Here is a 22,287-nt window from a genome sequence, read left to right as displayed (position 1 = left end):
CTGGCCGTCGGTTCTGCCGGGTTGCGGTGCCGCAACGGTCCGGCGGTTTCCCGCCACCGGGTGCCGGCCCCGGTACTGCTCCTGGCTCTGACAGGCGGTCCTGCCGTCGGTTTTGCCTGGGTGCGGTGCCGTGACCGGCGCTGCCCGGTCGTGGCCCGCAGTCGGTTCACTCCGGGCACATCGCCGCAACGGCCTGGCGGCGGGGCCGTATTCGGCCCCGCCGCGGGCCCTGCCAGGCGGCGGCCGCGGTCGACCTCGCCAAGGCGCGGTGCCGTGCCGGGCGTTGCCCGGTGGTGGTCCCGCCATCGGCGGCGCCTCGGCGCAGTGCCGAGGCGGTCCCGGCGGTGGCCGGCCACCGGGCGCCGGGCCGGGGTCCGCCCGGCTGTGGTTCCGCCGCCTGCGCGTCGCGGCACCCCGCACCCGCACCCCCGCAACGCACCCGCACCCCGCAAGCGCAGCGATCCCGCGGACACCCGCCGCCGGGACTCCTCCCACGAGCGAGATGGCGTCATGAACCCGAACCCCCACGCCGCCCCCGGCCCGGCACCGCACCTGCGCCCGGCCGGCCCGCAGACCCTCGGCATCCTGGCCGACCTCATCGCGCAGGAACAACCCGTCTTCGCCATGCCGTCCTGGTTCGTGACCACCGAGTCCGCCCAGGCCGGCCACCTCGTCAGCGAGTTCGTCAGGGAACTGGGCGGCCGCCCGCCCGGCACCCACTACCGCACCTTCTTCGCCAACTCCCGCTACGAGGCCCTGCACGGCGCCGTCAAACTCCTGCGCCACCGCGCCGCCACGACCGCCGCAACCCACCGGGGCCGCGTCCTGGTCCTGGACCCCGACGGCACCCTCACCCGCCGCACCGACCCGCTCGGCGAAGGCCCCGACCGCGCCCTCGCCCCCGGCCTCCTCACCCGCACCACCGTCGCCGGCCTGCGCACCGCCCTGCACGGCACGACCGTGTGCGGGCTCGTCGTCCGCGCCCCCGAACTCCTCGACACGGGCGCCCTCGCCGCCGTCGTCGAGCTGGCCCGTACCGCGCGCGCCACCGGAGCCCGCGTCGTCGTCGACCTCAGCGACGTCGCCCCGGACAGCCCCGCCGACCCCGCCGTGACCGCGCTCCGCCCCGACCTCGTCGTCCTGGGCGAATCCCTCACCGGGTACGAGGTCCCGTTCGGCGCCTTCACCGGTACCCACGACACGTTCGCGCCGTGGACCACCCCGAAGACCGGGTTCCTGCACTCCAACACCTACGGCGGCAACAGCGTCGCCGTGCGCGCCGTCGGCGCCCGGCTGCGCCCCCGATGGGACGCCGCCGCCCCCGTGCACCGCGTCCTCGCGGCGGCCGCCGCCGACCGGCAGGCCACCCTCGACCTGTACGCCCGCCACGTGAACCCGATGGCCGTCCGCATGCACCGCAAGCTGCACGGCGCGCTGAACGTCGTCCGCGCCAAGGGCTCCCGGCTCACCGTCCGCCTCGACTCCGGCCGCGAACTGGACCTCGTCGACGGACTGTGCGGGGCCGGGCTCGGCGTGGCCGGCCACAACCCCGCCGACGCGCTGACCGACGTCGTACGCGGCCACGACCCCGCCCGCGACCACGTCCGCGAGCTCGAGCAGGTCCTGGCCCGCGAAACCGGACTGCCCCACACCTTCCCCGCCGTCAGCGGCGCGTCCGCGGTCGAGAGCGCCATCACCCTCGCCCGTCTCGCCCGCCCCGGCAGGCGGCGCATCGTCGTCTTCAAGCACAACTACGGCGGCAAGACCCTCGTCTCGCTGCTGGCCACCGCCGCCGGACGCACCCGCGCGCCCTTCGGCCCCCTCTACGACGACATCCGCTACATCGACCCCTTCACCCCGCACGCCGTCGACGACTTCCGCGAGGAGGCGGCCACCGGCGAGATCGGGCTCGTGTGGATCGAACTGGTCCACGGCAGCTCCGACGCCTACGCCCCGATCCCCGGACCGCTCCTCGACGCCGTCACCGCGGGCCGGTCCGAACAGGGCTACCTCGTCGGCGTCGACGAGGTCCTGACGTCCTACTACCGCTGCGGTACCCGATTCGCCCACCACGGCCGGCTCCCCGACATCGACCTCATGAGCCTGTCCAAGGCACTGAGCTACGGCTGCTTCCCCACCGGTGCCGCCCTCGTCTCCGACGAGGTGTACGACGCCGCCCGCCGGGCCAACCCGCAGCTCGTCGAGGAACTGCGCACCCACCACGCCCACGCCCTGGGCGCCCACTTCGCCCTCCAGGCCATTCGCCAGGTCGACGCCCTCGGCCTGCCCGAACGGGTCCGGGCCCTGTCGGACCTCGTGGCCGCCGGACTCGCCGCGATGGACACCGGGCCGCGCGGAGTGATCGGCCGCCGCTTCGCCGAAGGCATGCTCGGCCGGTTCGAACCACGCGTACCCGGAGCGCTCGGCCGCTTCGTCGACCCCGAGGGCGAGGGGATGACGTACGCCCTCATCCTCTGGTGGATCACCCGCGCCCGGGCCTTCGTCGTCTACGACGTGTTCCTGCTGCCCCTGACCGCCACCGAGCGGGAGGTCTTCCAGGTCATGCGCGGCGCCCGCAGGCTTTCGCGCACCGGCCCGGCCCGGCTCCTCGCCCACGCCGCCCTGTTCCGGCTCGGCCAACGGCTCTCCGGCCTGCTGAAGCCCGGCCCGTCCCGCACCCCCGCACCTTCGAGGAGCACCGTATGAGCACGCAGAACGTCGAAGTGATCCGCACCTTCTTCCGGCTGTTCGACGAGGGCCGCCTCGCCGACATCGAGCCGCTGCTCGCCCCCGACTTCGAGTGGGTCTACCACGGCCCCGCCTCGCTGCCGTGGGCCGGCGTCTACCGGGGCGTCGAGGGCTTCCGCGCGTTCTTCGCCATCGTCCACGAGCTGATCCGAGTCCAGGAGTGCGATGCCTACGAGTACCTCGACGCCGGGGACCGGGTCGTGGTCCTGGGCGTGAGCCGCACCCACGTCCTCGCCAACGGCGCACGCTACGAGGCCCAGTGGATGAACGTCTTCACCGTCCGCGACGGGCTCATCTCCCGCTACCTCGACCTCTTCGACACCGCCAGTGTCGTCGAGGCCCTGGAACGCGACCCGCAGGAGGTGACCTCGGCCCCGTGAACACCACCACCCCCGCCACCCCCGTCACCCTCGGCGCGGCCTTCACCGCCGTGGCCCGCGCCCACCCCCACCGCACCGCCCTGATCCACGGCGGCCTACGGATCGGCTACGGCGCACTCGCCGCCCGGGCCGCGGCCGCCGCCCGCCGGCTCGCCGACCGGACCGCCCCCGGCGAGAGCGTCGGGATCTGCGCCCGGCGTTCGCCCGGCACCATCGCCGCCCTGCTGGGGACGGTGTTGGTCGGGGGCGCTTACCTGCCGCTGGACCCCGACGCGCCGGACGAACGGATCCGCGCGCTCGTCCTCGACAACCACCTGCGCACCGTCTTCGCAGCCGGGCAGGACACCGCGCGGCTGCGCGCCCTCCTGCCCGTGGGGGTGACGGTCCTGCCCGTCGACGAGGACGCACCGGACCCGGACCCGGACCCGGACCTCGATCTCGACCTCGCCCCGGACCCGGACCGGAGCCCGTCGCACGCCCCCGGGGCCGGGCGGACCGCCTACGTCATCCACACCTCCGGCAGCACCGGTGCCCCCAAGGGCGTCCGCGTCGCGCACCACTCCGTCCTGGCACTGGCCCGCGCCCCCGAGGCCGGACTGACCGCCGCCGACACCGTTCTACAGCTCGCCCCGCTCCACGTGGACCCCTCCGTCTTCGAGATCTGGGGCGCCCTGCTCAACGGCGCCCGGCTCGTGCTGCCGCAGTCCGAGCGGCCCGGAATCCACGACATCGGCCGGGAGTGCGCCCGCCACGGCGTGACGGTCCTGCGGCTGGCCGCCCCGCTGTTCCGGCTGGCCATGGAACACATCACCGCAGACCTGAGCGGGTTGCGCCTGTGCGTGTCCGGCGGCGACCGGGCCGACGCGGACGCGGTACGGACCGCCCTGCGCGAGCTGCCCGGCTGCCGGATCGTCAACGGCTACGGACCCACGGAGACCACGGTCTACGCCTGCTGGCAGACCTTCGACGGCCCGGACGACTGGGACGGAGCCTGGCAGGACGTGCCGATCGGCCGCCCCTTCGCCGGGGCCACCGCCCACGTCCTGCGCCCCGACCGCACCCCGGTCGCGCCCGGCGAGGAGGGCGAACTCTGCATCGGCGGCCCGGGCGTTGCCCAGGGCTACCGCGGCGGGCCGGAGCAGACCGCCGAGCGGTTCGTCCCCGAGCCGGGCAGGCCCGGCCGCACCGCCTACCTGACCGGCGACCGGGTCCGCCGCCTCCCCGGCGGCGAACTCGCCTTCCTGGGGCGCTTCGACGACCAGGTCAAGATCCGTGGCCACCGCGTCGAACCGGCCGAGGCCGAACGGGCACTGCGGACCCACCCGGCGGTCCGGGAGGCGGTCGTGGTTCCGTACGGCGCCGCGAACGCCCGCCGACTGGCCGCGTACGTGACCCTGACACCGGTCGACGCCCCCACCACCCCGACCGACCCGGGTGCCCCGGCTTCGGGCGACCGGCTCATCGCCCACATCGCCCGGCTGCTGACCGAACCGGCGGTTCCGGACGTCGTCACCGTCCTGCCGGAGCTGCCGGCCACGGCCAACGGCAAGGCCGACCGCCGGCTGCTCGCCGTCCTCGCCGACCGCGCGGCCGCGGCGCCCCGCGGTCCGGTCAGCTCCACTCCCGCGAGCCCCGATGCCGAGGAGGCCGCCGCCGCCCTGCGCGCCGTCTCCGCGCACTGGGAGGCCGTCCTCGGCCGCGCCGTCGGCCCGGACGCCGATTTCTTCGCCGCCGGCGGCGACTCCCTGTCCGCTCTGGCGATCCTCGCTCGCCTCGAACGCGACCAGGGCGCGGCCCTGACGGTCGCCGACCTCTTCGCCGCCCCGACGATCCGCGCCCTGGCAGCCCTCGTGGCCAGCCCCGCCCCGGCCACCCCCGCCCCGGCCAGCCCCGGGGCGGATCCCGGCCGGCTGCCGCTGTCGCCCGCCCAGGAAGGGATCTGGTTCGACCAGGAGGCCACCGGAAACACCGGCCGCTACGTCATCGGACGCGGGTACTTCATCGACGGCCCCCTCGACCGGGCCCGGCTGCGGAACGCCCTGACCCTACTGGGCAGGCGCCAGGCCGCCCTGCGCACCGTCGTACGGCGAGACGCCGACGGTTGGCGGCAGAGCCTGACCGCCGACCCGGGCGCGGCGGTGCGCCACATCGACCTCACCGGCGTTCCGGCCGGCGAACGCCAGGCCCTGGCCCGCGCCCTGGCCGCCGAGCACCGCACGGCGGAGCCGGACGCCGACGGCACCCGGCTGCTGCGCACCCTGGTGCTCACCCTGGACGCCCGGAGCACGCTGCTCCACTTCGCCGTCCACCACGCCATCGCCGACGACTGGTCCCTGGACCTCTTCACGTCCGAGCTGTCCGCCCTCTACGCGGACCCGGCCGCGGACCTGCCGCCCCTGGACCCGGGCTACCCCGAGCACCTGCGCGGCTCCCTCGCACCCCGCCCCGAACGGCTCACCGCCGCGACCCGGTTCTGGCAGGGCGCGCTCGCCGGCGGCGGCGCCGCCCTCGACCTGGTCACCGACCGGCCCCGCCCCGCCGTCCTCAGCGGATCCGGCGACCGGGTGCGGCAGCGGATCGGCGCCGCGCAGCACGCGCGCCACGCCGAGGCCGCCCGCCGGCACGGTGTCAGCCCGTACATGTTCCACCTGGCCGGGGTGTACACGGTCCTGGCCGCCCACACCGAACGCGACACCCTCACCCTGGGCGCCCTGGCCGCCGGGCGGAACCGGGCCGGAGCACAGGACCTCGTGGGCTGCTTCGTCAACCTGCTGCCCGTCCGCGTCGAGGCGGACGCGGACACCACGGCAGGTGTCCTGCTCACCCGCGTCCGGGCAGCCTGTACCGAGGCCCTGCACCACGAGGACGTCCCCTTCCAGGCCGTGGGCAGGGAGCTCGCCCCCGCCACCACCGGCCGCGCGGCCGTCCCCTTCCAGGCCGTCGTCAACCACCGCCAGCGCCGCCCGCGTCCACTGGAGCTGCCCGGCGCGCGGACCGCACCCTGGGACGCCGGTGACCGCGACACCGCCACCTTCGAGCTGTCCTTCACCTTCCAGGAGGAGGGCGAAGACCTCGACGTCGAAGTCGAGTTCAGCACCGACCTCTACGACCGTGCCACCGCACAGCGGCTGGCCGGCCAGCTGGCCGCAGTGCTCGACCGCCTCGCGGACGGTGACCCGCCACTGCGCGGCGTCACCCTGTACGAACCGGGGGAGTACGAGCGGTTGGGCCGCGCCCCGGAGCCGGGCCCCCCGGCAGCGCAGACCACCCTGCCCGCCCTCGTCGCCCGGCAGGTCGCCGCCCACCCGCACAAGGTCGCCGTCGTCGGCACCGACATCAGCCTCACCTACGCCGAACTCGACCGGCACGCCGACACCGTGGCCGCCCGCCTCACCACCCGCGGGATCCGGCCCGGCGACCGCGTCGCCGTGTGCCTCGAGCGCTCCCCGCTCCTCGCCACGACCCTCCTCGGGGTGCTCAAGGCCGGGGCCGCGTACGTGCCGCTCGACCCGGCGTACCCGCCGCTGCGCCTGCGCCACTGCATTGCCGACGCCGGTGTCGGCGCGCTGGTCTGCGCCAAGGACACAGCCGAGACGCTGTTCGGACCGGGCACGGAAGGTTCCGGCCCGCCCGTCCTGGACGTCGAGGCCCTCACCGCCCCCGGCGAGCGGACTCCGCCCGCCGTACCCGTCGCAGACCCCGCCGCCCCGGCGTACGTCATCTACACCTCCGGCAGCACCGGGCGCCCCCGCGGCGTCACCGTTTCCCACCGCGCGGTCGCCAACACCCTCCTCGCCTGCCTCGACCGGCACCCCTTCACCGCCGACGACGTGTGGCTCCAACTGACCTCGCCCGGCTTCGACGTGGCCGCCTTCGAACAGTTCATGCCGCTCGTCTCCGGCGCCACCCTGGTGTACGCGGACGACGCCACCCGAGCAGACGGCCCGGCCCTCACCCGCACCCTGCGCACCGCCGGGGTCACCGTGATGGTGACCGTGCCCTCCCTGCTGCGCGCCCTGGACCGACCCGACCTGGGCGACGTACGCGTCCTGCTCGTCGCCGGTGAGCCCGCGGACGTCCACGACACCCGTCACTTCGCCGCGGACCGGGTGGTCGTCAACGGCTACGGCCCGACCGAAGCGGCGATCCTGGCCACCACCCACCGCGCCGACCCCGCGGACGCCCGGGCCCGCGTGCCCGTGGGCACCGCCCTGTCCGGCACGGCGGCCCACGTCGTGGACCGCCACGGGCGACTGGCGGCCACCGGTGTACCCGGCGAACTGTGGCTCTCCGGCGCCGGACTCGGCGACGGCTACCTGGGCGACCCCGACCGCACGGGCGCGTCGTTCACCAGCCATCCCGCGCTTCCGGGTGCCGGTCGCTGCTACCGCACCGGGGACCGGGTGCGCCGGCTGTCCGACGGATCGATCGACTACCTGGGCCGGCTCGACCACCAGATCAAGCTGCGCGGCTTCCGCATCGAGCTCGGCGAGATCGAAGCCGCGCTCGCGGAGCACCCCGGTGTCCGGGAGGCCGTCGCCGTCCTCCTCGGCGCTGGGGCCGACGCCGAACTCGCCGTCGGCTACGTCGGAACGGCCGCACCCCGGGACGTCCGCGCCCACCTGGTCCGGCTGCTCCCGGCCCACATGGTGCCCCGGCTGGCCGTGCCCGTGCCCGCCATCCCGACCGGCAGCCACGGCAAGGCCGACCGGCCGGCGCTCGCCGCCCACCTGGCCGCCGTGCGCCGGCAGCGGCCGCACCTGGGCGACGGAGCCGCCGACGGCCCCCTGAACGGGGCCGAACGGCGGCTGCTCGCCCTGTGGGAGGACGTGCTGGGCGGGCCGGTGGGCTCTCCGGACGAGGACTTCTTCGCACAGGGCGGTCACTCCCTGCGCGTCATCCGGCTCCTGGGCCGCATCGAGCGGGAGCACGGCGTCCGGATCGCCGTCTCCGACTTCCTCGCCGCGCCGACCGTACGGGAGGTGGCCCGGCGGCTGGAGGCGTCCGGCCCGGCGGCCGAAGCCCGGCCCGTGGGACCCGACGACGCGCGGCTCGACCCCGCCATCGTCTTCGCCGAGCGCCCCGGCCCCTGCGACCCGCACGACGCCGTCCTGCTCACCGGAGCCACCGGATACGTGGGCTCCCACGTCCTGGCCGAGCTCCTGGACCGCACCACGGGCCCGGTCCTGTGCCTGGTCCGGGCCGCGGACACCGGCGCCGCCCGCCGGCGGCTGTCGACCGCCCTGCGCCGCCACGGGCTGCGCCCCGACGCCTCGGACCCGCGGATCGTGCCCGTCCCCGGCGACCTGACCCGGCCCGGCCTGGGTCTCGGAGCCACCGACCGGGAGCGCGTCCTGCGCGCGAGGACCGTCCTCCACCTCGGCGCCGAGGTCCACCACGTGTCCGGCTTCCACCACCTGGCGGCCGCCAACGTGGGCGGCACCGCCGAACTCCTGCGGATCTGCGCCGAGGGCCGCCCGGCCCGCTTCCACCACGTCTCCACCCTCGGCGTGTTCCGCGAAGGACCCGGCGACGCCCGCCCGCGCACGATCACCGAGGCCACCCCGGCCGCCGCGGAACGCCACCCCCGCGGCCGCGGCTACGCGGCCGCCAAGTGGGCCGCGGAACGCCTGGTCGCCCAGGCCCTCGAACGCGGCGCCGACGCCCGGATCTACCGGCTCGGCCGGGCCGGCGGCAGCACGACGGGAGCCGTCAGCGAGGACGACTTCCTCAGCCGGCTCCTCGTCACCTCCACCGCCCTCGGCTGCCACCCCGACGACCCGCGGCTCGCCACCGACGCACTGCCCGTGGACACCATGGCCCGGGCCCTGGTCGCCCTGGCCCTCGCCGACGGAGCCCCCGGCACCGTCCACCACCTGCACCACCCCCGGCGGACGCCCCTGGCCGAACTGCACGCCGTACACGACCGGCGCACGGGCCGGACCACCCCCGCGGTCCCGCTGGACACCTGGCTCGGTCGCCTGGCCGACGCCGAGGCCGACGGCACCGTGCTGCCCGCCCTCGCCTACCGCGAACACCTCCGGGACCTGCGCGACCACCCGGACGCCCGCCTGCCCGACCACCGCAACGACGCCACCCTCGCAGCCCTGCGGGCCCACGGCATCTTCCCGCCCGCCCTGGACGACGCCCTCGTCGGCCGCTGGTGGCAGAACCTCGACCGGAGCACCCGCGCATGACCGACCCGACGACCGACCCGACACCCGCCCCGACGACCGACCCGACACCCGGCCCGAAGGCCGCCGTCCCGTCGGCCGAGCCCCACTACCCCATGGACCGGCAGTGCCCGTTCGCCCCGCCGCGGGAGGTCACCGAGATCCGCGACGCGGGCACCGCGCCCCGCGTGACACTGTGGAACGGGGTCCGCCCCTGGCTGTTCACCCGCTTCGACGACGCCCGCACCGTCCTGGCCGACCCCCGCTTCAGCGCGGACAAGAGTCGCCCCGGCTACCCGCTGTCCAGCGCGGTCGCCCTCGCCGAGACCGCCGTCGAACCGACCCTGCTCGTCATGGACAATCCCGAGCACGACGCCGTACGGCGCCTGGTGCTCGGCGAGTTCACCGTGAAACGGGCCGAAGGGTGGCGTCCGGCCGTGCGCGCCGTCGTCGACGGCTGCCTGGACCGCATGCTCCGCGGCACCGAGGCCGACCTCGTGGCCGACCTTGCCCTGCCCGTCGCGCTCACCGTCATCTGCGAGTTCCTCGGCGTGCCCTTCGAGGACCGCGAGCTCTTCCGCGGTCTGACCCACACCATGAACGTCGTCGCCGGCACCACCGAGAGCGCCGCCGCCGCCCGACAGGCCCTCCAGGACTACCTGGAGGCACTCGTCGCAGCGGCCGAACGGGAACCGCGGGACGGCTTCATCGGCCGCATGGCCGCCCGGCACCGACCCGGCGGAACCATGACCCGCCGCCAGCTCGCCGCGATGGCCCTGCTGCTGCTCACCGCCGGCCACGACACCACCGCCAACATGATTTCCCTCGGGGTGTTGACCCTGCTGCGCCACCCCGACCACTTCGCCGACCTCGGCGCGCACGACGACCCCGAACTGCTCGCCGGTGCCGTCGAGGAGATGCTGCGCCACCTCACCGTGGTCCAGCGCGGCATCCGCCGGATCGCCGTCGAGGACGTCACGGTCGGCGACCGGCTGGTCCGGGCCGGCGAGGGCGTCGTCGCCGCCATCAACGTCGCCAACCGGGACCCCGAACGCTTCCCCGCCGGCGAGGAGTTCGACCCCGCCGCCCGCGCCCACGGCCACCTCGCCTTCGGTTACGGGCCCCACCAGTGCATGGGCCAGGCACTGGCCCGGGTGGAGCTCCAGGAGGTCTATGCCGCCGTGGCCCGCCGGATCCCGACGCTGCGCACCGCCGTGCCCGTCGAGGAGATCCGCTTCAAGTCCGACATGGCCGTGTACGGGGTGCACGCGCTGCCCGTGACCTGGTGACCCCACCACCGCGCACGGGCCACCGTCCCGTACCGCCCTGCGGCCCGTACCGCCCGGCCACCGTCCGTCCCCTGCCCCCAAGGAGCCGACCCGTGAAGGTCACCCTCGATCCCGAGCGCTGTGTCGGCGCCGGCCACTGCGTCCTGTCCGCCGGCACGGTCTTCGACCAGGACGAGGCCGACGGCGTCGTCCTGCTGCTGGACCCGGAGCCGGCCGAGGACCTCGCCGACGCCGTCCTGGAAGCCGCCGACCTGTGCCCCGCCCAGGCCATCCTCGTCACCGGGACCGACGGGCGGCCCGTATGACCGCCGCCCTCCTGGACGCCCTGCGCGCCGCCCTCGACGGCGACGGCGCGCTGGTCACCGACCCGGACGCCACCACCGGGTACGCCCACGACATGATGCCGCTGGCCCCGTACGGCCGGCCGCTCGCCGTGGTCCTGCCCGCCTCGGTCGAGCAGGTGCAGGCATGCGTACGGGCCTGTGCGGCGGCCGGCGTCCCCATCGTTCCCCGGGGCGCCGGAACGGGCCTGACCGGCGCCGCCAACGCCGTCGACGGCTGCATCGTCCTGGCCACGACGCGGATGAACCGGATCCTCGAACTCGACCCGGACGACCGGCTCGCCGTCGTGGAACCCGGCGTGGTCAACCAGGCCCTGAAGACCGCCGCGGCCGCCCACGGCCTGTACTACCCGCCCGACCCCTCCAGCCTCGACACGTGCACCCTCGGGGGCAACCTCGCCACCAACGCCGGCGGCCTGTGCTGCGGCAAGTACGGGGTCACCGGCGACTACGTCCTCGGCCTGGAGGCGGTCCTCGCCGACGGCTCCCTCCTGCGCACCGGCCGCCGCACCGTCAAGGGCGTCGCGGGCTACGACCTCACCCGTCTCCTCGTCGGCAGCGAGGGCACCCTCGGCATCATCACGCGGGCCACCCTCGCCCTGCGCCCGCTGCCGGCCGCACCCGGCACCGTCATCGCGGCCTTCGACTCGGTGGCCCGGGCCGGCGCCAGCGTCAACCGGATCGTCCGGGCCGGCCTCGTGCCCTCCCTCATGGAGATCATGGACGCGACCTCGCTGCGCGCATCCGCCGCCTACCTGGGCACCGAGCTCGTCGGCGAACGGGACCAGGCCCTGCTGCTGTGCCAGTCCGACGCTCCCGAAGCCGCCCGCGAAGCCGAACTCGACCACATGGAACGCGTGTTCCGGCAGGCGGGCGCGGTATACACGCACGCCACGCAGGACCCGGCGGAGGGCGCCCTGCTGCTGCGCGCCCGCCGGGTGAGCCTCGCCGCCCTCGAAGCCCGGGGCGCCTGCATGACCGAGGACGTCGCGGTGCCCCGTACCCGCATCGCCGAACTGATCGAGGGCTGTACGCGGATCGGCACCGACGCGGGGCTCACCGTCGCGGTCGTCGGCCACGCGGGCGACGGCAACATGCACCCCACGGTCCTCTACGACGCATCCGACACCGCGCAGTACGCCCGCGCCCGAACCGCGTTCGACGCGATCCTCGCCCTCGCCCTGTCCCTCGACGGCACCATCACCGGCGAGCACGGGGTCGGCAAGCTCAAGCAGGACTGGCTGGAACGCGAACTGGGACCGGTGGCACTGCGCGTCCACCGGGGCCTCAAGGACGCCCTCGACCCGGCGGGCCTGTTCAACCCCGGCGCAGTGCTCGCCTCCCGGACGGCCGGGAACCGCCGTGCCACTTGAGACCCTGCGGACCGTGGCCGGGCTCGCCCCGCCCCTGCGGACCCTGTTCCTCACCACCCTGTTCTTCCGTACCGGCACCATGGCTTACCCCTTCCTCACCCCCCACCTGCTGGGCGGCGGGGGCCTGGACCCGGCCGGGGCGGGCCTGGTCGTCACCGGCTTCGGGATCGGTGCCCTCGCCGCGGACCTGGCCGCCGGACGCCTCCTCGGGCGGCTTCACCCGTACGCGCTGATGCGCGCCGGCCTTCTGCTGGGCGCGGCCGCGGTCGCGGTGGTGCCGCTGCTGCACGGCCTGCCCGCGCTCGCCGCGGGCGTGCTGCTCTGGGGGTTCGCGTACGAGATCGTCACCCCGGCGGCCTACGCGGCCACGATCGCCGGGTCACGGCCCGAGCAGCGCAAGGTCGCGTTCTCCTGCTACCGGCTCGCCATCAACCTCGGACTGTCAGCCGGCCCGCTCCTGGGGGCCCTGCTCTACGCGCTCGACCCCCACTCCGTGTTCTGGGCCAACGCCCTGTGCGTGCTGGCGGCCGCGGCACTCCTGCACCTGCGCCGCGAACGCCGGCCGGCCGGCGTAGGACCGTACGCGGACACCGGCAGCGGCGGCGGTACGGGGAACGACGCCGCCCCGCACGGCACCCTCCGCCCGACGGCGGCCGAACGCACGCGGTTCTGGACCGCGTTCGGCCTCTCGCTGCCCATCCAGCTGGCTTACGCGCTGCCCTCGGTCTTCGTCGCCGCCCACGTCATCGTCGGCCTCGGCCTGCCCGGCTACTGGGCCGGCGTCGTCTTCACCGTCAACGCCGTCGGGATCGTCCTGTTCGAGGTCCCGGTCAACATCCGCACGGCGGGCGTCGGACACCTGGCGACCCTCCTGATCGGCTATGCCCTCGCGGGCGCCGGGTTCTTGCTCATGGCCCTGGCCGACACCGGGCCGGAACTGGTGCTCGCCACCCTCTTGTGGACGGCGGGGGAGGTCGTCGTCTTCCCCGCACTGCTCGACTACGTCAGCCGGCTCCCCGGCCCGGCGCCCGACCGCACCATGGGCCTGTTCTCGAGCGGCGTCAACCTGGCCTTCATCGCGGCCCCGCAACTCGCCCTGCACCTCTCGGCCCCCGGCCACCCGGGCGCCCCGTGGGCGGCCGCCGGAGCGGCGGTCTGCGCCGCCTGCCTACTGCTGCTCGCCGCCCGCACCCACCCGTACACCTGGCACAAGGAGGAACCGTGCACAAGCGCGACCTGACCCCCTTCATCGGCGTCGAGTACACCGGACTCACCCACACCGAACTCACCCGCCCCGAGGTCTTCGCCGACGTCGTCGACTCCCTGCACCAGCGCGACCTCGTCGTCGTCCGCGGCATCGGCCTCACCCCGCAGCAGCAGATAGGCCTCGCCGCCCGCATCGGCCGGCCCGTCCCCTTCCTGCTGGCGGACTGGCGCCACCCCGACTTCGCCGAGATCCTCGTCTCGTCCAACGAGCGCAAGGCCGGCCGGCCGATCGGGATCGAGCGGGTCGGCCACTTCTGGCACCAGGACTCCTCCTTCGACGCCGCCCCCTCCGCCTACACCGTGCTGCACGGCGTCCACGTGCCCGAGGGGCACGGCGACACCGTCTTCGCGAGCGCCGCCGACGTGTACGACCGGCTGCCCGAGGAGTGGCACGACCTGCTGTGGGACCGCATCGGGCTGCACACCCTCACCAAGCAGCAGCGCATCGCCCCCGAGCACGTGGGCCTGTCCATCGCCGAGGTGCGCGCCCTCGTCGCCCGCCAGTACCCGGCCGTCGAACATCCCGTCGTCCGCCGCGACCCGCACACCGGCCGCCGCTTCCTGTACGGCTCCCGCGCCTACATGGACCGGGTCGTCGGCCTCGACGCCAACGAGAACGAGGAGTTCTTCGACCTCGTGGACACCCTCCTGGCCGATCCCGACCGGACGTACACCCACCGCTGGACCCCGCACGACCTGCTGCTGTGGAAGACCGACACCACCTACCACGTCGCCACCGACCTGCCGCCCGGCATCTCCCGGACCGTCCACCGCGTCAGCGTCGCCGCCGCGTGAGCACACCCCCGAAGAAGGGATCCACCGTGCCCTCCACCTCCGCCCCCCTCCCCGCCGCCGCGCCCGTCGGCGTGATCGTCGACGGCTATTCGGTCGGCAAGTACCTGCCCGCCGCCTTCCGCCGGCTCGGCGCGGACGTCGTGCACCTGCAGAGCACGCCCGAGTTCCTGGACTGCGTACCCCCGCCGGACCTGCGCCCGTACCTCGCCAACGTGGTCCAGGACGCGGCCGACCCCGCCCGTACGGTGCGGGAGCTGGCCTCCTACCACCCGTGCGGGGTGCTGCCCGGCCAGGAGACCGGGGTCCCGCCGGCCGACCGGACGGCCGAGCTGCTGGGCCTGCCCGGCAACCCGTCGGCCACCTCCGCGCTGCGCCGCGACAAGTACCGCATGATCGAGGCGCTGCGCGCCGCCGGCATCCGCTGCGCCGACCAGCTGAAGTCCGGCGACGTCGAGGAGGTGCTCGCCTGGGCGCGGACCACCGGCTACCCGATCGTCGTCAAACCGCTCAGCTCGGCCTCCACGGACAAGGTCTCCGTCTGCCGCGGCCCGGACGAAGTGCGCGCCGCTGCCGCCGAGATCCTCGGCAGTCGGGACATCTTCGGCCGGCACAACGACGAGCTGCTCGCACAGTCCTTCCTGGACGGCACCGAGTACATCGTGGACGTGGTCAGGGGCCCCGGCGGCGCCCGGCACGTGTGCGGCGTCTGGCGCTACGACAAGACCCTCGTCGGAACCCGGCCGGTCTACGACCGGGACGTCCTGATCGACCCCGGCGCGCGGGTGGTCGAACCCCTCGTCACCTACCTGGACACCGTCCTCGACGCCCTGGACATCCGGTTCGGCGCCGCCCACGCGGAGATCATGATGACGGCCGCCGGGCCGGTGCTCGTCGAGGTGGGCGCACGGCTCGACGGCATCATGGACCCGGGCCACCACGACTCGTGCCTCGACGGGAACCAGGCCGACCTGCTCGCACTCGCCTGTGTCCGCCCCGAGGAGTACCGGCGGGGGCACCCCGGCGACAGCCTGTACCGAAAGCACCACGAGGGGATGGTCGTCCACGTCCGCACCACCCGCGGCGGTCTCGTCGAGGCAGTGGACGAGGACGCCCTGGCCCGGATCCGCGCCCTGGACACCGTGCACCTGGCGGTGCCCCGGCTGGTCCCGGGCGACCGGATGCGTCCCACCAACGACCTGCTGTCCAGCCCGCTGCGGGTCTTCCTGACCGGGGACCGCCCGGAGGAACTCCTCGCCGACCACCGCCGCATCCGGCTACTGGCCGACGACGTGTTCCGCCTCGCCCCGAACTGACCGAGTCCGCACACTCCGAGGAGCTCCATGGGTGTCGCCATCAGGGCCGACCTGGCCACCGTTCCCGACTACAACATTCCCGGCACGGCGCCCGACGCCGTCCTGCTCAACTCCAACGAGGGGCCGCTGCCGCCACCGCCCGCCGTGGTCGAGGCCATCACCCGCGCCGCCGTCGAGGGCCACCGCTACCCGCAGTGGTTCTCCGACACCCTGGTCGGCCGACTGGCCGCCGACCTGGCGGTCCCCCGGGAGCGGATCGCCGTCGGCTGCGGGTCGGTGAGCCTGTGCCGCGACCTGATCCAGGCGTTCTGCGGCCCCGGGGACGAAGTCCTGTGCGCCTGGCGGTCCTTCGACGCGTATCCGGTCTTCGCCCGGGTCGCCGGAGTGCGCGCCCGCACCGTCCCCCTGGACGCGGGCCACCGGCACGACCTGGAGGCGATGCTGGCGGCGGTCACCCCCGCCACCCGCGTCGTCTTCGTCTGCAACCCCAACAACCCCACCGGAACGGCGGTCCGGGGCCGCGAGCTGCGCGCGTTCCTCGACCGCCTCCCCGACCGGATCCTGGTCGTACTGGACGAGGCGTACCGGGAGTTCGTCGACGATCCCGACGTGCCGGACGGGGTGGAGCTCGCCCGGAACCGCCCGAACGTGGCGGTGCTGCGCACCTTCTCGAAGGCGTACGGGCTCGCCGGCGTGCGGATCGGCTACTGCGTGGCGGCGCCGGCCGTGGTCTCCGCCGTCCACAAGGTGTCCGTCCCCTTCGCGGTCAGCCGGCTCGCCCAGGCCGCGGCGCTGGCCGCACTCGACCGCCCCGAGGAGGTGTGTGCGCGCTCCGCGGCGATCGTCCGCGAACGGTACCGGCTGCAGGCCCTGCTGACGCGACACGGCCATCCGGTGACCCCCTCGCAGGCCAACTTCGTGTGGCTGCCCCTGGGGGAGGAGGCCGCGGGCTTCGCCGACTTCTGCGCCCGTCACGGCGTGCTGGTGCGGACCTTCCCCGGGGACGGCGTCCGCGTCACCGTCGGGCTGCCGGAGGAGAACGACGCCTTCCTCTCGGCGGCCGACCGCTACCGTTCCGGCGCGGCGCGGACCCCACCGGGGCCCTGACGGGCCGGACACCAGGGTGCCGATTCGCCCCGCCACCCCGCTGGGGCCGCTGGGGCCGCTGGGGCCGTCGGGGTCGCCGGGGCCGCCGGGGTCGTCAGTCCGAGACGGCCTTGGCCCAGTTGCGGTTGACGGTCTCCTTCGCCTTCTGCTGCTGCGCCTCCGTCGGGAACGACGGCGTGCCCTCGACCGTCGGCAGGTTCTCCGCGGCCGCCTCGTCGAGGGTCCCGTCCTCCTCCATGGCGTCCATGAGGACGGGGCGTGCGTAGGCGCCGAGCCTGATGTTCTGGCCCTCGGGGCTGAAGACGTACTCCTGCCACAGACGGGCCGCCGCGGGGTGCGGGGCGTCCTTGTTCACCCCGTTGGCGTAGTACTCGGCGAAGCTGCCGTCGAAGGGGATGGCGGTCCGCCAGTCGACGTCCGCGCCCTTCCTGCGGAAACCGTCGGCGTATCCGAGGTTGAGGAAGTCCCAGTCGATGCTGATCGGGGTCTGGCCCTTCTCGATCGTGGCCGGGGTGGATTCGACCGGGATGAAGTTGCCGTTCTTGCGCAGTTCGGCGAAGAAGTCGATCCCGGGCTGGATGTCACCGAAGGAACCCCCGTTCGCCAGGGCCGCCGCGTACACGCCGGCGAAGGCGGAGCCGGACTGGGTCGGGTCGCCGTTGAGCGCGATCTTGCCCTTGTACTCGGGTTTGCGCAGATCGGCGAAGGTCGAGGGGCAGGTGGCGATGCGCTTGGCGTCGCAGCCGATCGAGATGTAGCCGCCGTAGTTGTTGTACCAGCGGGCGCGCGGGTCCTTCTGGTCCTCGGGGATGCTGTCCCAGGGCACGACCATGTACGGGGCGAGCAGGCCCTGCGTGGCCGCGGACCGGGCGAACGAGCCGCCCACGTCGATCACGTCGGGGGCACGTCCGTCGCGCCGGTGCTCCTTGATGGCGTCGATCTCGTCCTGGCTGGTGCCTTCCGGGTTCTCCACCGTGACCTTGATCCCGTACTTCTTCTCGAAGCCGTCGATCAGTGCGCCGTAGTTGGCCCAGTCGCTCGGGAGCGCGATCGTGTTGAGCGAGCCCTCCTTCTTCGCCGCCGCGGTCAGTGCCGCCATGCCGCCGGCGTCCGCGGCGGAGGTGGCCACCGCGGGGGCCCTGGGCACGGGGGCGGGCTTGTCCCCGCAGGCGCCGAGGGGCGCCGCCGCGCAGGCCAGGAGGGCGGCGACGGCGGCTGTCCGGAGACGAGGTGCGGGCACAAAGGCTCCTGGCGGGCGGTCGCGTACCGGTCGAGACCAGCGTACGTTCAGTGGCTCCGGCGGCGCAGTCCCAGCCGGCGGTGTCCGCCGCGTTTCCCGCAGCCGGGCTCCCCGCCGCCGCGCTGTCCATGGCTCCCGGTGCCGTGGCTCCCGTCCCGTCGGCCTCTCACAGCGGCTCGTCGTCCCACCCGGCCAGGAGCGCCTCTCCCGCCACCGTCACGACCGGTGCGGAGCCCTCGTGGGTGGCCTGCTCACTCCAGATGATCTTGCCGCGATCGGTGTAGCGCGTACCCCAGCGCAGGGCGAACTGCGCGACGAGGAACAGGCCGCGGCCGCCCTCGTCGTTGTCGTCGGCCCGGCGCAGGTGCGGGGAGGTGCTGGACCCGTCGGAGACCTCGCAGACCAGGCTGCGGTCGTGGAGCAGCCGCACCCGGATGGGCTCGGTTCCGTACCGGATGGCGTTGGTGATCAGTTCGCTGAGGATGAGTTCCGTGGTGAAGGCGATGTCTTCGAGGCCCCACTCCTCGAGCCGCCGGGCACAGGCGTTGCGCACCCGGGACACCGCGGCCGGGTCGGGCGGCACGTCCCACTCGGCTATCCGCTCGGGGTCCAGCCGGAGGGTGCGGGCCACCAGGAGGGCGACGTCGTCGTCGGGCCTGGCCGGCAGCACCGCGTCGATCACTGCGGTGCAGATCTCCTCCGGCGCGCGGGCGGGCCCGGCCAGCGCGGCGCGCAGCGCTGCCAGCCCCGCGTCCGGATCACGGTCGCGGCTTTCGATCAGCCCGTCGGTGAACAGCGCCAGCACGGAGCCCTCGGGCAGGGTCAGCTCCGCGGTTTCCATGGGCAGCCCCGCGCCCAGGCCCAGCGGCGGGGAGACCGGTACCTCGGGGAAGGTCACGGTGCCGTCGGGCCGGAGAAGGGCGGGGCCCGGATGCCCGGCGGTGGCGGCCGTCACCCGCCCCGTGGCGGGGTCGTAGACGGCGCACAGGCAGGTGGCTCCGGTGATCCCGCCCCACTCCTGCTCGTCGGTGTCGATATGGGCGACCAGCTCGTCCAGGTGGCTCAGGAGCTCGTCCGGAGGCAGGTCGAGGGTGGAGAAGTTGTAGACCGCGGTCCGCAGGCGCCCCATGGTGGCCGCGGCGTGCAGACCGTGGCCGACCACGTCGCCGACCACCAGCGCCACCCGGGCGCCGGGCAGGGGGATGACGTCGAACCAGTCGCCGCCCACCCCGGCCTCGGCGGCCAGATAGCGGTGCGCGACCTCGACGGCGGACTGCTCCGGTACCCGCCGGGGCAGCAGACTGCGTTGCAGGGTGTCGGCCACGGTGTGCTCGCGGGTGTAACGGCGGGCATTGTCGATGGACAGTGCCGCCCTTGCGGTCAGCTCCTCGGCGAAGGACACGTCCTCCTCGTCGAACGCCGGGGAGTTCCGCCCCCGCCAGTAGCCCGCCATCCCCAGGACGACGCCCCGGGCCCGCAGCGGCACCACGATCAAGGAGTGGATGCCGTGGTCCAGGATCCGCAGGGAGTTCTCCGGGTCCTGGGTCCGCCAGAGCTGGGCGGTGCGCAGGTCCGCCTCCAGGACCGCACGGCCGCCCGCCAGCCCGGCCGCCATGGGGCTGTCGGGAACGAACCGGATCAGTTTGCCGACGGGGTAGAGCGGGTGGTCGTCCAGATGGCCGACGGCGGCGGTGCGGCGCATCTCGGTGTTCAGCTCGGGCGGGTCCTCGCCGCGCAGCACCGGGTCCAGCAGGTCGACCGTGACCACGTCGGCGAACCGCGGGACGGCCACCTCGGCCAGTTCCTCCGCGGTGCGCCCGACGTCCAGGGTCGTACCCACCTGCACCCCCGCGTCGTAGAGCAGCTTCAGGCGCTCGCGCGCCACCTCGGCCCTGCCGGACAGGGCCCTCAGTTCGGTGGTGTCCCGCAGCGTGACGACGGTGCCGGCGGACCCGTAGGGGGCGGTGGGCCGGATGTTCACCGCCAGTAGCCGATCGGCCGCCATGTGCACCTCGTCGGTCGCGGACCGGCCCGAGGCGATCCGTTCGGCGATCCCCTCCTCCAGGCCCAGGTCCGTGACGGGGAGCCCTTCCGCGTCCGCCGGCAGGTCCAGCAGCCGACGCGCCTCGTCGTTGGCCAGCAGCAGTCGGCCGCCGGCGCCGACGATCAGCACGCCCTCCCGGACCGCGTGCAGCACCGCGTCGTGGTGCTCGTACATCCTGGTCATTTCGGCCGGTCCCAGGCCGTGGGTCCGGCGCAGCAGTCGGCGGCTCACCAGAGCGGTGCCGCCCGCGGACAGGGCGAGCACGGCGGCCGCGCTGCCGAGGACGACGGGCAGCTGCCCGTTCAGCATGTTCTGCACGTTCTGGACCGTGACGGGGGAGGTGACGACCGCGATGACGCTGTCGTCGGCGGCCTTGACGGGGACCACCGAGACCACGGACTGCCCCAGGGACCCGGTGAACGTTTCGGTGAAGGACCGGCCGGCCGCTGCCTTGGCGAAGGGGCCGACGACGTGCTTGCCGATCTGCCGCGGGTCGCTGTGGGCGAGGGTGAGCCCGTCGAGCGTGTACACGTTGATGCCGTCGACCGCGGCGATCTTGGCGGCCGCCTGGGCGCTGGGCTGGAGCACCGCGCTGGGGTGGGGGCCGCGCACGGCGGCGACGATCCCCGGAGACTCCGCGAAGGTCCCGGCGGCGGCGAGGGTGCGGTTCCGGGCGTCCATCATGGCGGCGCTGCGGCCCTGCACCACGAGCGCCACGACCGCGGCAGCGACGAGGAGGACGACGACGGCCAGCTGGAGGAGGAACACCTCACCGGCCACGCTGCGCGCGCTCAGGAGGGAAGACAGGCGCTGCGGCCGCCGCGACCCTCCCTCGGGGGGCCGCGCCGGGTCCCGGGCCTCCTGGCGGTCCCCTGAGCGGGGAGGCCGAGAGCGGGCGGAGGAGGGCGTGCCAGAACGGAGCAGCCAGCGCCGGAGTCCTCCCAGATAGTTGCTCATCACTCCATTTTCTAACCTCTTCGGGCTGTCGGCAGCGTGCGGCGACGGCCCGGAGGTGCGGAGCCGGCGCCCGAGGCGGCCACAGCGACCCGGCGGGCTGGCGGGACGCCGACCCGGGACCGGCCCGGGTCCGTCCACGTCGAACGCCTGATGTCTGGGCATCCGTGCGATTCGGAGCCCCATTCAGGGGCCCCTCCGGGCACGCTGGTATCAGCAATCGCCCAGCACGGTGCGCACCTGTGGCCCGCGGCGGCGTTCAGGGTCCGTGCTGGTCGAGAAGGGCCATGAGCTTCGGCGTGCGCTTCGGCTCGCGTTCCCGCTTTCTGATCGGCGCGGAGGGATTCCCAGGCCTCCGAGAGGGGTGCGGTGCGCGGGGCCGGCGGCCGTCCGTGTGCACGTGTTCGGACCGCCCGGTGGCGTCGACCGCGTGCGTTCCGCCCATGCTGCCGTTGCGTCGCCCGGCGGCCAGGCCGTCGAGCGGCAGAGGAACGGGATCACATGGCAGAGCACGGCTATCCTGACGGGATGGCGGTTGCCGGGGCCGGTCTGGCCCTCCTGGCAGCACTGAGCCCGACGCCGGCGGTCGCGGCCCAGCGGAACGCCCAAGCCCACCGCCACCGCCATCGCTACCGGCACCGGATTCAGCACGGCCGTCGCATCACGCTTCGTACCGGGTCCTTGCCCCCGGACGCCCCAGCCGATCGAAGCGCTGGCCACCGCCCGGTGCGGATACCTGGAGCGAGCGGCGCACGGTCGCCCGCCTCCCGCACCGTGGCCGACGCCCGCTACGAGCCGGGCCCCTGTCCCAGGACGGCGGGGCCGATCCCCGAACGGGAGGGGGCCGCTGCGGAAGGTTCACCGTGCCCGAGAACCGTGCCGTACCGGGCGGCCGAACGATCAGCCCCTGCGGCGCGATTGTTCCGGCGCTCGCCGCCGACCCGAAGCCTGCCCCGAGCTCAGACCCGAACGCGTGGCTCTCCGGCGGGCCCGGCGACGATGCGCTCGGAGCGGCGAAGAGGGTGGTGGGCGGCGGCCTGAACCGCGACCGGGACGTACTCGGGGCCGGCCCGGCGCTCCCGTGCAGCAAGATCGACGGATCAGGCGTCGCCCGCATCGCTGGGGCCGGCCCCCTAGAGGGCCGGCCCCAGCGGGGGCCTAGTTAAGGCCAATGCCGTTGACTTAGGGGTCTGGTGAGGGTGCGACAGCCGCAATGACCTGCAGACTTTCTGCCGGTCGACGGGTTGGCTGTGGTGGTTGCGGC

The 22,287-nt window shown here is 74.5% G+C and carries 12 protein-coding genes; 10 read left to right on the top strand and 2 right to left on the bottom strand.

Annotation, left to right across the window (positions count from 1 at the left end; translation table 11 throughout):
* Positions 1 to 510: 510 nt before the first annotated feature.
* The 10 genes from ACIQK6_RS24800 to hisC all read left to right on the top strand — a co-directional run bounded on the left by ACIQK6_RS24800 (position 511) and on the right by hisC (position 16,785).
* Positions 511 to 2,706 carry an aminotransferase class III-fold pyridoxal phosphate-dependent enzyme gene (locus ACIQK6_RS24800; RefSeq protein ID WP_402695479.1) on the top strand — a complete coding sequence of 732 codons (2,196 nt, stop codon included), beginning with the start codon at positions 511 to 513 and terminating at the stop codon, positions 2,704 to 2,706.
* On the top strand, positions 2,703 to 3,128 hold the full coding sequence (locus tag ACIQK6_RS24795) for a nuclear transport factor 2 family protein (protein WP_329097041.1): 426 nt from the start codon (positions 2,703 to 2,705) through the stop codon (positions 3,126 to 3,128). The genes ACIQK6_RS24800 and ACIQK6_RS24795 overlap by 4 nt, the downstream gene beginning before the upstream one ends.
* A complete protein-coding gene (locus ACIQK6_RS24790; RefSeq protein ID WP_402695478.1) occupies positions 3,125 to 9,325 on the top strand; it encodes an amino acid adenylation domain-containing protein in 6,201 nt (2,066 codons plus the stop codon). The genes ACIQK6_RS24795 and ACIQK6_RS24790 overlap by 4 nt, the downstream gene beginning before the upstream one ends.
* Positions 9,322 to 10,590: a cytochrome P450 gene (locus ACIQK6_RS24785; RefSeq protein WP_329097038.1), complete on the top strand. Its 1,269-nt coding sequence runs from the start codon at positions 9,322 to 9,324 to the stop codon at positions 10,588 to 10,590. The genes ACIQK6_RS24790 and ACIQK6_RS24785 overlap by 4 nt, the downstream gene beginning before the upstream one ends.
* Before the next feature lie 92 nt (positions 10,591 to 10,682).
* On the top strand, positions 10,683 to 10,895 hold the full coding sequence (locus ACIQK6_RS24780; RefSeq protein ID WP_329097036.1) for a ferredoxin: 213 nt from the start codon (positions 10,683 to 10,685) through the stop codon (positions 10,893 to 10,895).
* Complete coding sequence (locus ACIQK6_RS24775) at positions 10,892 to 12,304, top strand: FAD-linked oxidase C-terminal domain-containing protein (protein ID WP_329097034.1); 1,413 nt, start codon at positions 10,892 to 10,894, stop codon at positions 12,302 to 12,304. Before ACIQK6_RS24780 ends, ACIQK6_RS24775 begins: the two co-directional genes overlap by 4 nt.
* Positions 12,294 to 13,544 carry an MFS transporter gene (locus ACIQK6_RS24770; RefSeq protein WP_402695477.1) on the top strand — a complete coding sequence of 417 codons (1,251 nt, stop codon included), beginning with the start codon at positions 12,294 to 12,296 and terminating at the stop codon, positions 13,542 to 13,544. The genes ACIQK6_RS24775 and ACIQK6_RS24770 overlap by 11 nt, the downstream gene beginning before the upstream one ends.
* Positions 13,526 to 14,365 (top strand): TauD/TfdA family dioxygenase, encoded by an 840-nt coding sequence (locus tag ACIQK6_RS24765; RefSeq protein WP_329097029.1) that lies wholly within the window; start codon positions 13,526 to 13,528, stop codon positions 14,363 to 14,365. The genes ACIQK6_RS24770 and ACIQK6_RS24765 overlap by 19 nt, the downstream gene beginning before the upstream one ends.
* On the top strand, positions 14,362 to 15,678 hold the full coding sequence (locus ACIQK6_RS24760; RefSeq protein WP_329097027.1) for an ATP-grasp domain-containing protein: 1,317 nt from the start codon (positions 14,362 to 14,364) through the stop codon (positions 15,676 to 15,678). The genes ACIQK6_RS24765 and ACIQK6_RS24760 overlap by 4 nt, the downstream gene beginning before the upstream one ends.
* A gap of 27 nt (positions 15,679 to 15,705) precedes the next feature.
* Positions 15,706 to 16,785 (top strand): histidinol-phosphate transaminase, encoded by a 1,080-nt coding sequence (gene hisC / locus ACIQK6_RS24755; protein WP_329097024.1) that lies wholly within the window; start codon positions 15,706 to 15,708, stop codon positions 16,783 to 16,785.
* A gap of 94 nt (positions 16,786 to 16,879) precedes the next feature.
* Here the strand turns inward: hisC and ACIQK6_RS24750 are convergent, their stop codons facing one another.
* Both ACIQK6_RS24750 and ACIQK6_RS24745 read right to left on the bottom strand, forming a co-directional pair.
* Positions 16,880 to 18,025: an extracellular solute-binding protein gene (locus ACIQK6_RS24750; protein ID WP_329097022.1), complete on the bottom strand. Its 1,146-nt coding sequence runs from the start codon at positions 18,023 to 18,025 to the stop codon at positions 16,880 to 16,882.
* Between the two features lie 166 nt (positions 18,026 to 18,191).
* A complete protein-coding gene (locus ACIQK6_RS24745; RefSeq protein ID WP_402695476.1) occupies positions 18,192 to 21,026 on the bottom strand; it encodes a SpoIIE family protein phosphatase in 2,835 nt (944 codons plus the stop codon).
* Positions 21,027 to 22,287: the final 1,261 nt, after the last annotated feature.

This window comes from Streptomyces sp. NPDC091682 (genome assembly GCF_044756625.1).
Lineage (GTDB): Bacteria > Actinomycetota > Actinomycetes > Streptomycetales > Streptomycetaceae > Streptomyces.
Note: the sequence above shows the minus strand (reverse complement) of the source record. Positions and strands in the feature narration are given on the sequence as shown.

What these genes read in the sequence shown, in the direction of transcription:
- ACIQK6_RS24745 (WP_402695476.1), bottom strand. Translation starts at nt 21,026, where the DNA reads ATGAGCAACTATCTGGGAGGACTCCGGCGCTGGCTGCTCCGTTCTGGC.
- ACIQK6_RS24775 (WP_329097034.1), top strand. Translation starts at nt 10,892, where the DNA reads ATGACCGCCGCCCTCCTGGACGCCCTGCGCGCCGCCCTCGACGGCGAC.
- ACIQK6_RS24795 (WP_329097041.1), top strand. Translation starts at nt 2,703, where the DNA reads ATGAGCACGCAGAACGTCGAAGTGATCCGCACCTTCTTCCGGCTGTTC.
- hisC (WP_329097024.1), top strand. Translation starts at nt 15,706, where the DNA reads ATGGGTGTCGCCATCAGGGCCGACCTGGCCACCGTTCCCGACTACAAC.
- ACIQK6_RS24800 (WP_402695479.1), top strand. Translation starts at nt 511, where the DNA reads ATGAACCCGAACCCCCACGCCGCCCCCGGCCCGGCACCGCACCTGCGC.
- ACIQK6_RS24785 (WP_329097038.1), top strand. Translation starts at nt 9,322, where the DNA reads ATGACCGACCCGACGACCGACCCGACACCCGCCCCGACGACCGACCCG.